General features: G+C 60.8%; 13 protein-coding genes. 6 read left to right on the plus strand and 7 right to left on the minus strand.

What is annotated here, in order from left to right; all coding sequences use genetic code 11:
* Nucleotides 1-62 precede the first annotated feature (62 nt).
* Nucleotides 63-1,211, minus strand: a complete 1,149-nt coding sequence (locus tag PQQ96_RS10310; RefSeq protein WP_408291364.1) for a ParB/Srx family N-terminal domain-containing protein — start codon at nt 1,209-1,211, stop codon at nt 63-65.
* A gap of 111 nt (nt 1,212-1,322) precedes the next feature.
* Nucleotides 1,323-2,246 (minus strand): LysR family transcriptional regulator, encoded by a 924-nt coding sequence (locus PQQ96_RS10315; protein ID WP_408291366.1) that lies wholly within the window; start codon nt 2,244-2,246, stop codon nt 1,323-1,325.
* Between the two features lie 139 nt (nt 2,247-2,385).
* On the opposite strand from PQQ96_RS10315, the gene PQQ96_RS10320 reads away from it, so the two are divergent.
* Nucleotides 2,386-3,150, plus strand: a complete 765-nt coding sequence (locus PQQ96_RS10320) for an SDR family oxidoreductase (protein ID WP_408291367.1) — start codon at nt 2,386-2,388, stop codon at nt 3,148-3,150.
* A gap of 121 nt (nt 3,151-3,271) precedes the next feature.
* Here the strand turns inward: PQQ96_RS10320 and PQQ96_RS10325 are convergent, their stop codons facing one another.
* The gene (locus tag PQQ96_RS10325; RefSeq protein WP_408291369.1) at nt 3,272-3,502 is read right to left on the minus strand and encodes a DUF6434 domain-containing protein; all 231 of its coding nucleotides are present in this window, start codon (nt 3,500-3,502) and stop codon (nt 3,272-3,274) included.
* A gap of 144 nt (nt 3,503-3,646) precedes the next feature.
* Nucleotides 3,647-4,081 (minus strand): hypothetical protein, encoded by a 435-nt coding sequence (locus PQQ96_RS10330; protein WP_408291370.1) that lies wholly within the window; start codon nt 4,079-4,081, stop codon nt 3,647-3,649.
* Nucleotides 4,082-4,719: 638 nt separating this feature from the next.
* Here PQQ96_RS10330 and PQQ96_RS10335 point away from each other — a divergent pair.
* The 3 genes from PQQ96_RS10335 to PQQ96_RS10345 all read left to right on the plus strand — a co-directional run bounded on the left by PQQ96_RS10335 (nt 4,720) and on the right by PQQ96_RS10345 (nt 7,480).
* Nucleotides 4,720-5,382: a dihydrofolate reductase family protein gene (locus PQQ96_RS10335; protein ID WP_408291458.1), complete on the plus strand. Its 663-nt coding sequence runs from the start codon at nt 4,720-4,722 to the stop codon at nt 5,380-5,382.
* Nucleotides 5,383-5,629: 247 nt separating this feature from the next.
* Nucleotides 5,630-6,382, plus strand: coding sequence for a hypothetical protein (locus PQQ96_RS10340; RefSeq protein ID WP_408291371.1), 753 nt, complete (start codon nt 5,630-5,632; stop codon nt 6,380-6,382).
* 702 nt (nt 6,383-7,084) lie between these two features.
* Nucleotides 7,085-7,480 carry a tautomerase family protein gene (locus PQQ96_RS10345; protein WP_408291373.1) on the plus strand — a complete coding sequence of 132 codons (396 nt, stop codon included), beginning with the start codon at nt 7,085-7,087 and terminating at the stop codon, nt 7,478-7,480.
* 12 nt (nt 7,481-7,492) lie between these two features.
* On the opposite strand, the gene PQQ96_RS10350 is transcribed toward PQQ96_RS10345, so the two are convergent.
* Nucleotides 7,493-8,440, minus strand: a complete 948-nt coding sequence (locus PQQ96_RS10350) for a GlxA family transcriptional regulator (RefSeq protein WP_408291375.1) — start codon at nt 8,438-8,440, stop codon at nt 7,493-7,495.
* 179 nt (nt 8,441-8,619) lie between these two features.
* Between PQQ96_RS10350 and PQQ96_RS10355 the strand changes: the two genes are divergently transcribed.
* Together PQQ96_RS10355 and PQQ96_RS10360 are read left to right on the plus strand one after the other, a co-directional pair.
* Entirely contained in the window at nt 8,620-9,432 is an 813-nt protein-coding gene (locus tag PQQ96_RS10355) for an SDR family NAD(P)-dependent oxidoreductase (RefSeq protein ID WP_408291377.1), read from the plus strand.
* Between the two features lie 346 nt (nt 9,433-9,778).
* On the plus strand, nt 9,779-10,219 hold the full coding sequence (locus PQQ96_RS10360; RefSeq protein WP_408291379.1) for a tautomerase family protein: 441 nt from the start codon (nt 9,779-9,781) through the stop codon (nt 10,217-10,219).
* A gap of 700 nt (nt 10,220-10,919) precedes the next feature.
* Here PQQ96_RS10360 and PQQ96_RS10365 read toward each other — a convergent pair.
* A complete protein-coding gene (locus PQQ96_RS10365) occupies nt 10,920-11,465 on the minus strand; it encodes a cupin domain-containing protein (RefSeq protein ID WP_408291381.1) in 546 nt (181 codons plus the stop codon).
* The gene (locus PQQ96_RS10370) at nt 11,462-12,199 is read right to left on the minus strand and encodes an NAD-dependent epimerase/dehydratase family protein (RefSeq protein WP_408291382.1); all 738 of its coding nucleotides are present in this window, start codon (nt 12,197-12,199) and stop codon (nt 11,462-11,464) included. Before PQQ96_RS10370 ends, PQQ96_RS10365 begins: the two co-directional genes overlap by 4 nt.
* Between the last annotated feature and the right edge of the window lie 71 nt (nt 12,200-12,270).

Genomic DNA, 12,270 nt, shown 5'->3' on the forward strand with positions numbered 1-12,270 from the left:
TTGCGACAAGTCAAGTTCGATGAAGGCCTGGCAGTTCAATAACGGTCAGCGATTGTGCGCGGTCACTGAATACCGTGGCGCGTCCTGTAGTCGAGCGCGTAGGCGATCTTGCCGGGACTCGCCGCGGTGATCGGTTGCCGCAGATCGTCGAAGACCCCCTTCGAATATTTCTTGCCGCTATTGATCAGCGCGAGGCGTCCGAGATCCGTGCCGGTCTTTCCGTCAATCACTGAGTCCGCTGACGCAACCATCTGTTGCGACGCATTCCACACGGCGTTCAGGTAGCCCGTGTCGGCCGTTGCCGGATCTGGATCGGTCGTGCCGGGCGTCGTCAACGTGTAGCTCGACAGCGGGAACGACGCGCGCAACCAGTCGGCCCAGTAGAACTCGAGGAAGTCCGTCGACGGCGTCGGCTTGCTGTAGCCGATGTCGCGCGTGAAGTAGACGAGCGAGCGGAACTTGTCGTCCTGCATGCCGAGCTTCAGACCCAGGCCCGTCGGCAGTTGCGCCGGCTTGATCGTCGCGCCGTTGCCGTCCTTCAGTCGCGTGAAGCCGCGGTTTTGCATCTCCGCCCAGAACGTGTCGCCCGCGTAGGCACTCAGGTTGGCCTTGACGACCACGTGCACGTGCAGCGCCGGGCCACCGTCCGGCACCTCGTAGTACGTCGACAGGCCGTGATGGCCGTCCGTCAGGTACAACGTGTCGCCGTTCGGGCCGACCACGACAGGGTTCAGCACCGTCGTGTCGCGCTTCGCCGGATCCGTCGTCGTGCAGGTGAAGCTGGCGGCGTCGGTCAGCTTCGACGTCGACGAATAGCCGCTCGCCGCTACGCCAGTGAGACCTTCGTCCGCGCAGAAATCGTCAAACTTCTTGTTCGGTTTCAGCTCGTAGCGGCCGAGCTTGTAATAGATCTGATCGTAGCCGAGCGCGGCCTGCGCCGGATGCAGATCACCGAGCGTCACGTCGAGCATGTCGCCCGCCGCTGCCGTCTGCCATTTGCCGGGCTGTGGCGTGGTCGTTGCCGGCGGCGTGGTCGCGGGCGGGGGCGTCGTCGGCGTGGCAGGGGACGTGGGTGTCGTGCCTGGCGTCGAGACGTCGTCCGCCGGCTTGCTGGAGGCAGGGGACGACACACCGTCGCCGCCGCAGGCGGCAAGGGCGAGCAGCGACGATAACGTCGCGGCGAGCGCGAATCTGGCAAGCGGATGAGGCATCGTGGAATCGGTCGGAAAGAAAGGGCGACGCGCAGCGCGCGAAAGTCCGCCAGTTTGCCGATGCTTTATGACAGGAAATTGAAAGCATATTGAATGGCAAGCCAGGCGCCGCTACTTCGCGTTCGCGTCAACGCGATCCCATGGCGGCACACCGCCGAACGCATCGACCAGGAAATCGACCACCGCGCGTATCTTGGCACTCAGGTGTCGACGGCTCGGGTACAACGCGAGCACGTCGATATCAGGCAGGCGATAGTCGGGCAATAGCTGAATGAGCTTGCCGGCGCGCAGGTCGTCACCGATCAGAAACGTGGGCTGCCAGATCACGCCTTGCCCGGCAAGCGCCGCGGCGCGCGCCGTATCGCCATTGTTGGTATGCATGTGATAGTTGACCTTCACGGTGTGAGCCTTCTTCTCACTGTCGATCAGTTGCCACTCGTTGCCGGTGGCCGCATACGAGTAGCCGATGCATCGATGCTCAACCAGGTCCTCCGGCACTGCCGGGTATCCGTAACGCGCCAGATAGGCTGGCGACGCGCACAGGATGTTTCGCGATGTCGCCAGCTTGCGGGCTGCATGGCTAGTTGAACCGCTGCGGGAGATACGAATGGCGAGGTCGTAACCCTCCTCGACGATATCGACGACACGGTCGATCAGCGAAACGTCGAGTTCCACCTTGGGGTACTTCCGCATGAACTCGGGCCACAGCGGTGCCAGATGCAGAATGCCAAAACTCACAGGCGCATTGATGCGCAGTCGGCCGCGCGGTTCGACCGACGCGGATGACACAAGCCCTTCAGTCTCGGCGACGTCGTCGAGGATGGATTTGCAGCGGGCGTAAAGCGTTTCGCCGCCCTCGGTGAGCGAAAGCTTGCGTGAGGTGCGATTCAGCAAGCGTGTGCCGAGATGCGCTTCCAACTCATTCACGTAGCGGGTTACGTTGGCGGGCGACGTGTCGAGCGCATCGGCGGCGCGCGTGAAGCTGCCACGGCTCACCACGGTCACGAAGACTTCGAAAGCGCGTAGCCGATCCATGTCCTTCTCCGATCATTCACAAATGCTGAATGATATACCCATGTTTTGCGCCTTCCTGCGGCTGAGGCTGAAGCCTATATTGCGTCACATGGACCAAGGCATTGGGCACTGGCCAACAAACCGCAGTAGGAGATTGAACATGCAACGCTTGACAGGAAAAGTAGCCATCGTGACCGGTGCCAGTGCAGGAATTGGCCGTGCCACCGCAAAACTGTTCGCCGCCGAAGGCGCAAAAGTGGTGATCGCGGCGCGCCGCGAAGCTGAACTTGAAACGCTCGCTGCCGAGATCGTCAGCGAAGGCGGTGAGGCCGCGTATCTGGCAGGTGACGTGCAGTCAGAGGACTTCGCGAAAGCATTGGTCGCGCTCGCTGTCAGCCGCTTCGGACGCCTTGACATCGCCTATAACAACGCCGGCACGCTGGGCGAAATGGGCCCGACCACGGGCGTGTCGGAGGCAGGCTGGTCGGGCGCATTGGCGACCAATCTCACGAGCGCCTTTTTGGGTGCGAAGCACCAGATCCCCGAAATGCTGAAGCAAGGCGGTGGATCGATCATCTTCACATCGACGTTCGTCGGCTACTCGTTCGCTTTCCCGGGCACCGCGGCCTACGCTGCGAGCAAGGCCGGGTTGATTGGACTGACGCAAGCGCTGGCTGCCGAGTATGGACCGCAAGGTGTGCGCGTCAACGCTGTTTTGCCCGGCGCCGTGGATACGCCGATGTATCGCGGCATGAACGACACCGCCGAGTCGCAGGCTTTCGTGACCGGATTGCATGCGCTCAAGCGGGTCGCACGGCCGGAAGAACTTGCGCGCTCGGTGCTTTATCTTGCGTCCGATGATTCGTCCTTTGTGACCGGTACCGCTTCGCTAGTCGATGGCGGCGCGTCGATTACGCGGACGTGAACTTCTTCGGTGGCGTCTGACGTTCGAGACGCTTCATTTGAATAGATTGTCGACGTGGGCCAGTTGCGCAATATGCGCAACTGGCCCACGTGTCTGCGAATTGTGTTTTAGCCGTAGCAGGTCAAGCTGGCGCCGGGGTCGCCGACTCTCGTTGCCGTCGACACCATTCATCGGCGACGTCGCCCATGTTCTTGCCCGAGCCATCGCGAATCCACGCCATGAACTCACGGTTAAATTTGAAGTCGGGCCCACACTGAGAGGTTAAAAAACGGCGTACGTTTTGTGTGTTTCTGTAGGTTTTGTCGACCACCGTTGCCCGCGTAATATGGCCGCCGTGCCAATCGAAGTTCATTCGTACTCCATTATGGTTGTAAGAGGTCTATTTTCGGTCCGGAAATTATCGCGGCGATAGATTACTGGATTGTGGATTACATGCGGTCGTGCAGACACCGGTCGCCCCAAAGCAACCAATCCCAGTCCGTTTGAGATTGTCAGTTTATTTAATCTTTGATTTGAACCATGCGGAGCTTTCCGGGGTCAGCAAAAATAACCCGGCGACAGTTTCCGCGGCAACGCTTATGACCCCCACGACGTTGTTCTGCTCGGAGGATAGCCCGTGTGCAAACAGACTATAGAGGGTTGTTGTGATGGCGAGCGCCGTCGAAAAAAGCGCAACGTATCTTGCCCAACGTTTTCCATCCGAAAGCCGCGTGATGGTGAATGCATAGAAGATTAAAACTGCGAGGAACAGCCCAAACAGCGTGATCGCCGCTTCAGCTTCCTTGGAATTACTGAAAGGCGGAACGCCCACTTGAAGAACGAAACGGACGAAAAAAACTGAAAATGTAATCCAATAAACTGCGACTGCGGCTCGAACTGAATTTGGAGTATCGTTGCCCGGGAAAAAGATAAACGTGGTTTTCGCTCTCAAAGGAACCTCCGCCAATTTCAAGATTAGGGCTGCCCAGTTTGCGGATCATAGTCCTGTTTCAAAGCTTTTTCTATCCGGACAGCCGCGGCTCACACTTTGGGCCGAGCGTTGGATACCGAAAGTTGAAGGTCAGGAGCGACGCCGAGTCGATCCGTGTTACATACGGGTCGTGGGGCGTGACGACGGATAAACGCCAATTCAATCCAGGAAGAGCTTGCGTCACGCTCCTACGACATTATCCGGCAAGAAATTGGTGATCGCGCGGTGCAAATGTTGTTCTATGAATGACTGCTTCGTAGGGCCATGACTGGTTCTTGTGGGGCGATGTGAGCCGGTCGTCGTTGGGCTCCGTGCGGCCATTTTGCGACATTCCCGCATCGGACCTATTCGATGCCGTATCGCAACTTTTGATTGGCAGGCGGCGTATTTGATTGCAATATTACTGCCGGATTACGCGTTGTTGAGTGCGGGCTTTCACGGGCGTTATATTTAGCTGATTTTTCAGTGAACGCTAAATACCAGGCTGGTAAGGCATTTTTTAGGATTCTTATGGCCAATGTATACCGCAGTGACCGATATAAGCTACAGATCTTGCGGTCAACATTACGTTAGGCGTCAATCGAAAGGAGGGCATGAAAATGACACGCGTCCGAGTTGATGGCTTTACCATCTCGCTTGACGGATACGGAGCTGGTCCGAATCAGGACATGAGTAATCCGCTCGGCGTGGGCGGGACAGATTTGCACCAGTGGTTAGTCCCGACACGCACGTTCCAACGCAGCCTGTTTGGCGTCGACGGTGGCACAACCGGGATCGATGACGACTTCGCCGCGCGGGGCTTCAAGAATGTTGGCGCCTGGATTCTCGGCAGAAACATGTTCGGACCGATTCGCGGTTCCTGGCCCGACATGAACTGGAAAGGCTGGTGGGGGGACAACCCACCCTATCACGTTCCAACTTTCATCTTGACTCATCACGCGCGCCCACCCATCCAGATGCAAGGCGGAACGACGTTCTATTTCGTCACGGGCGGCATTCACGAGGCGCTTGACCGGGCGCGCGAGGCCGCCAACGGACTGGATGTGCGCATAGGCGGCGGACCTGACACCATCCAGCAATATCTTCGTGCGGGCCTCATCGATGAGCTGCACGTCGCGATCTCGCCGGTCCTGCTGGGCGGGGGCGAGCGACTGTTCGAGGAAGTTGACATGCGCGCTCTGGGATACGAATGCGTTCAGTTCGTTGCGTCGGAGAAAGCCACCCATGTGGTACTCCGGCGCCAGGGGCGCAATGAGGCTTAACAACCGGCTGCAGTGGACGGCACTGCCGCGCTGCCGCTGAACCGGAGTGGCAAAAACAAATACGTGCGACGCGTGCGGCGTGAGGCAGCCTCCGTGGCCACCGCTGTCTGGCGGGCCGGGCTAACTGCCTGGTCGCGGGAAGGGTCCCGCCGAGCTACCAGGCATGGCAGCGCGCTTCTGTCACAATAGCGCTCTGCCGTTTCGCTGACGTACCGTCGGCAACGCCCCACAACCGACCTTCTCGTCAATGCGCATCTTCGGAATCAGCCTTTACGTCATCATCGCCCTGTTCTTTGCGGTGCATGCCGTGCGCAACCAGCAGAACATGTACTGGCTGCTGATCCTGTTTCTTTTCCCTGGCCTTGGCAGTGCGGTCTACTTCTTTGTCATTTACTTGCCCTCGCTGCGCCAGTCGCGTGGGGCAAGGGCGGCAACGAGGGCCTTCTCGCAGCTTGTCGATCCCAACCGGGCGGTGCGCGAGGCGCGCACGGATTTCGATCGCGCGCCGACCGTCGCGCATCGCATGCGGTTGGCTGCAGCGCTGCTCGATGCAGGAACTGCCGCCGAAGCCCTGGAGCATTACCAGGCGGCGGCCAGCGGGCCGTTCTCATCCGATCCGGCTTTACTCCAGGGGCTGGCGCGTGCGCAGTTTGCCAGCGGCAATGCTTCAGCCACGCAGGACACGCTGGAAAAATTGTTCGCCGCCCATCCTCTCGCCCGCCGGCAGCCGGAGCCTGCGTTGCTGTATGCACGGGCCTTGGCCGCGATTGGCGCGCCAGGCACACGCGCCGCGTTCGAGATTGCGCTCGCGAGCGCAAGCGACGCCGCACCGCGTTGCCTGTACGGTGATTGGCTAGCGGCGCAGCCCGACGAGGCCGACCGCCAGCGTGCGCGCGAACGTTACGCTGAGATTGTGCAGGATGCCAGGCATTGGCCACGCCACGCCCGCGAACATAACAGTGAGTGGCTGCAACGGGCCCAGGCCGCCCTAAGCCGATAGTCCACGGGTGCGCGCTACAGAGCGGCAGATCTTTGGCTGCGGGGTCATTCCGGGCCGAAGCCTGCCGAAGGCCGCATTGATCCTGCCGGATTCGAAACGACCGGTTCATACGGTCTGCGCGCAAGCCGCCGTTCGCGAGCGATGTGGATGACGTGCCCGCTTCGCGTTTGGGAGCCCGATGAGGTTTCCCTGATTCCAGGGTTCCTATGCCCGAGACTGGCTGTTGATCTTCCGTGATGGTTTCTGTCAGATGACTGGCGCATCAATGTGCGCCGCGCAATTGATCATTCTCGCGGCCTCCAGTTCGTCGGACGTCCGCCGGACCATTGTCGCCGGTCGCGGTATGTCGCAAACGGCAAGGAACGAGCGACCGCTATCTGGCATTGCCACTATCGGGCGGAGCCGGCCAGGAAGAGACACTCATTGCGACCATCGTTTGGACATTCGTGAGACTGCTTCGCGCCGTCAACTGCCATTCGACCACCGATGACGTACGTCGCGTCGTAGGCCTTAGCTGACGCAGGGCCGCGCTCCACGTCAGCAATGCCGGGGCTGCTTTCAAATCTGGGCGATTCCACTGTCAACAAAGTTGATCCTCAGCGGGTAACGCAATCATCCGCGTGTCCGGAAACCTTGCGCATCTGACATTGGAGAGGCTCCGCGTCGGGTGAAAAATTGGGGCTTTTAAGGAGTGCGACGACCATGCCCTACCTGCAACTGGACGTCAACGACCACTATCCAGTGGAAGACAAGCGGCGCCTGGCGCTGAAGATGAGCGAGACCTACGCGCGGATGATGTCGGTCGACATCAGGCGTATCAGCGTCGCGATTCGAGAATTGGGAGAGGGCGGTGTCTGGCGGATTCCCGAAGCCGGCGAAGCGCCCACCCCGGTCGCGGTCATGATGCTGGACATCAGAAAGGGCAGGGCGCCCGAGCTGCGTATGGAAGTGGCCAAAGCGCTGTGCGCGCACTGCATCGAAATTCTCGGCCTGCGTGAAGACCGGCTCAACGTCGAATTCACCCAGCATTCCGGGGATGAGATGTATCACCCGGCGCTGGGCGGCTATAGCCCTGAATGGACGCCGGGCGAGCAGTAAGGCGAACTACGCTCAAAGCGCAAGGGGCGTGACACCCGACGCCCTCTGTATGGTTTGCGGTGGCTGACCGAATGCACGCAGGAAGGCTTGACGCATCCGCTCCCGGTCACCAAAGCCGGTCTCTCTCGCAACGATCTCGATTGGGTGACGAGTCGTCTCCATCATCAGCCGAGCGGCTTCAACGCGAAGCCGCTCGACTGCCTTTGCGGGCGATTGGCCCGTTTCCTCACGAAACACACGGCTGAACTGACGCGGACTGAGCCGTGCCGCTTCGGCCAGCCGCTCGACCGACAAATCGCTCGCCAGGTTTTCGCTCGCGAAGGTGAGCGCCATTTGAACGCGGTCCGAGCGCGCGCCCATCTCCAGCAGCGCCGAAAACTGCGATTGACCGCCACCGCGACGCTGATAAAGCACGAGCTTGCGCGCGACCATGCGCGAGGTCTCCAGTCCGAAGTCGTTTTCGACGATCGCAAGCGCGAGATCCACTCCGGCGCTCATGCCGGCCGACGTCCAGACCTGTCCATCCACGACGAAGATGCGGTCTTCTTCGAGCTGTACGTCCGGGTACCGCTTCTGGAAGTCGCGCGCGTGGAACCAGTGTGTCGTTGCCCGCTTTCCTTCCAGCAGACCTGCGGCAGCCAGAACAAACGCACCCGTACAGATCGACGCAATTCGCCGTGAATGGCGCGGCGCTTGCCGAAGGTAATCCACCAGCGCGGCCGAAGGAAGGCGGCCTTCGTTGTCGCCCGCCACGATGAGGGTGTCGTAGCCCTCTTTGGCAAGTGGTTCGCTATGAACCGAAAACCCTTGGGACGAAGCGATAGGTCCACCGTGCTCGGACACGATGCTGAATTCGTAAGCTGCTTCGCCGCGCAGCAGATTGGCGTATTCGAACACGCTCGCCACTGCGAGCGCGAGCGACTGGAAGTTGGGGTAGACGACGAGTCCGACGGTATGCATTAATGCCTCGCGAGCCATGGCTTGATTCGTTGAAGGTAGCACAAAACGGACAGCAACGCAGGTCAAGTCATGGCATAAATCCTTGCATATATGACATTGAGGTCGAGGACGTCTGCGGTCAGAATTCGCTCCATGAACCGACGCCCTGTTGGTTCAACCACCCACTCAAAGGACTGAAAATGACTTCCTCTACGAAAGGTTTCGCCCTGATCACTGGCGCATCGGCTGGTATTGGCGCCATCTACGCTGACCGTCTCGCCAAACGCGGTTTCGACCTCATTCTGGTGGCACGTAACCAGACTCGACTGAACGCTCTCGCAGAGCGCCTCACGAAAGAGACGGGTCGCTCGATCGAAACAGTCGCCGCCGATCTCAACGACAAGGCAGCGCTCGCAAAAATCGAAACCCTGCTGCGCGAAGACCCGCGCATCACGATGCTGGTGAACAACGCGGGCGTCGGCTCGGTTGCATCGGTTCTCGACGGTCACGTCGACTCCATGGAGTCGATGATCAACCTGAACATCACGGCGCTGACGCGTCTCACCTACGCGGTTGCGCCTGCGTTCGTCGCCAGGGGCTCGGGCACGATCATCAACATCAGCTCGGTGGTCGGTATTGCAGTCGAGCTGCTGAACGGTGTCTACAGCGCCTCGAAATCGTACGTGCTGAGTTTCGGCCATGCGCTTCAGCGCGACCTCGCAGGCAAGGGCGTGCGGGTGCAGACCGTGCTGCCGGCAGCAACGGCCACCGAGTTCTGGGACGTCGCCGGCTATGCGAAGCAAAAGGAAGCCGCGAGCACGATGACAGCCGACGATCTGGTGGATGCCGCGCTCGCCGGCCTCGATCAGGGCGAACTCGTGACCATCCCGACGCTGCAGGATGGCGACGACTGGACGAAGTGGGAAGCCGACCGTCGCGCGCTCGCTCCCCGGTTCGCCAATGCCAAGGCCGCGTCGCGCTACACGTCGAAAAACGCCACGACCGCCCAGTAAGCCTACCAACCGCTATTGCGAAAGAGATTGATCGTGAACGTCATTGGCAATGCAGTAGCGGTTGTCGTGGTGTCGGCGCGGGAGGGGGAGCTCGATCGGTCGAAGATGCACGCGGGGCTCTACGGAGAGCGGGATCAACGCACCTCGATAGATGGATCGGGAACGCTGAATGGGTCACAATCTGTCGATAGCAAGGCGCATTAATGACGAGTCATCGATGTTCCGGCGCGCCAACAGATTGCCTTAGATATTGCGTCGGGGCTGTGAGGGACGAGGCGTACGCATCGCCCCAATTTCTGGATTTGCAAATCCGCATCGTAGCGTGCATTTGCGACAGGAGAGCAGCATGCCAACTTATACCGTGACGGCGGCGGCCGGCCGGCTTACCGATCCGCAGAAGCAGGAGATCGCGCGAGCCATTACGCGCGCACATAGCGAGGCGACCGGCGCGCAAGGTTTTTTCGCGCAGGTGATTTTTCAGGCCATTCCGGCTGGCGATCACTTCCTCGGCGGAGCACCGCTCGTGTCGGATCAGTTATTCGTCCAAGGACAGATCCGCGCGGGCAGAAGCGCGGATCAGAAGAGGGGTCTACTCGAAGCTCTCGTCACGCTTGTCGCAAACGCGACGGCAGCTGAAAGACGCTCGGTTTGGGTGTATCTCTCTGAGCTACCGCCGTCCCAGATGGTTGAGTACGGTAAGGTGTTGCCCGAACCAGGAGCCGAATCGGAATGGCTCAATTCAATGCCGGAACCCGATCGCGAATTCCTTCTCGGTCTTGGGAAATAGTTATCTCCACGTCGGGACCATCCCTCTCGCGGGTTGCGGTATGCCGGGGGTAAGAGGCCGAGATTAGAAAGGAGAAGGAGAAGTAAGAGATGCTCTTGAATTGCCTCGTTGTCCGACGGCGGTTGCACTGTCCATCCGAGATGAACGACTACCCTCGGGAAAGCGGAAAGGTGGCTTTGGGGCCGATGGCGACCCTCGGCCGGCGATCGGCTCAATGACGGCGTTGGTCGATGAGTTACCAACTGGGTGGTGGTCCGTTGTACCCCGGGAGCTGTCATTGCAGTTTTAGCGGTCTGAACGGCAGTTGTGGGCGGGAGCATTCATTCGCCGACAGTGAGACCTGACATTCGGGGCCATCGGTGTGCGAACAACAGGAAAGCGACCTATAGCAGCCTTACCGCCGCCGCACGCGCTTCGGCCGAGCAGTGGTCGTTCGAGCCCGCACCACGTCGCTCAAAGCTTTACGAGTAACCCCTTACTCCTCACAAACACGGTAACCGCGGCGACCCGAATCTCCCCAGGCGGCTGCAAGGGTGAAACGTACACATCGAAGTCCGCATGCCTGGCACCGGCAGGAATCGTGATCCTTGGCGGCACGACGGCATCTGGCAACGACGCAACAAGACCTGGCCAGACGTACGTACGCCGGGACAGCTGGCCACTGGGTTCGGCCGGAGCGGCCGTTCGCCCCACCGTTCGGCTATGAATCCTCATCCGGCGGCAACACCAACGCCCCGCAACCGGTGTCAGCGACAAAGGTCGCAAGCAGCCTCGCAGAGTGCGTCGGATCGGGATTCTCGGCGAACAGATGAAGCGCGCGCGGCGGCTCGAACCACGTTTGTCCACTCGCATAGTCAACGGGTGCTCCACCCTCCAGTTGAGAGCGGATCGTCCCTTCCAGCACGACCGCCACCACCGAACCCGGGTGACGATGCGCGGGCGTAAAGCCGAGCGGCGGAAAATCGACGATGGCCGTCGTCACCGACTTGCCCGGCGCGTTAGGCAGCGCTTCGCACGACAGAACCTTGACGCTCGAAGCGGGCCGGCTCGCGGTGTTGGCACCGGGCGATGCACTGGCCAGCAGCGGATCCCCGCCGCCACCGCAGATGTCCGTCAACCAGTCGACGGCTGAACGAGGCGCCGCGGGGCCGAGCGTCAGCACGACCACCGCCATCGCGGCAAGCGTCATGAGCTTCCCGGCCAGGCGAGGCGGGTGCGCCAGAAGCGGCAGAGCACGAGGGTTCATACGCACGTCCCCGATCGCACGTCCGGCGACCAACCCAGCTCACGCTTCGCCTTCACATTGTTGACCTCAGCTTCGTCCCGCGCGAAGTTGAATACGCCTGCCTTGCCCCGTTGAAGCGCAAGCAACGCCGCATACGCGGCGGCTTCGACATGCAGCGGGCTTGAGCCGGTTGGGGCATCGGCGCCTGTGCCGGGCCCGTATATTTGTCCGTACCTAAGCACCGTGCCAATCAGCGGCGCCGTTGTCAGCACGTGTTGCTCCAGCGCTGCGACGCCCCGTACGCTAATACCGCGCGCGCCTTGCGCATCGAGGTCGAGCGGGCGGCTTTCGTCGTAGGGCGTCACGCCTGGCCGGTACGCCCACGCGATGCTTTGCGCAATCATCCGTTTGCTGCCGGCTGAAATGGCCGCTGCGACCAGGTTTCGCGTTCCCTCGTCACGTATCCGGGCGTTGGCGGTCACCGCCTGAGCCATGCGGGCGGGGGCGAGTCCGAATGGCAGGTCGGTCAATTGATGAATCACGCTGTGCGGCGCGATGCGAACCAGTGCGTCGCGCAGTGCGGCCGCATCGAATACGTCCACGACAACCGGCGTGACCCCTGCGTCTTCAAGCTTTCTCACCTGGTCGGCGCGCCGGGTGCCACCGAACACCGTATAGCCCGCGGCGATCAGCAGCGGCATAAGCGCGGCACCAATGGCGCCGCTTGCCCCGGCCACAAAAACCCTCTGCGTCATTTCCCTTCTCCTGTCTGCGATGGCGAACGCTTGCAACGGTATGTCGCGCTTTCGACGAGGAGCAGGGTAAG

This window comes from Paraburkholderia sediminicola, from assembly GCF_046027825.1.
In the GTDB taxonomy this organism is placed as follows: Bacteria; Pseudomonadota; Gammaproteobacteria; order Burkholderiales; family Burkholderiaceae; genus Paraburkholderia; species Paraburkholderia sediminicola_D.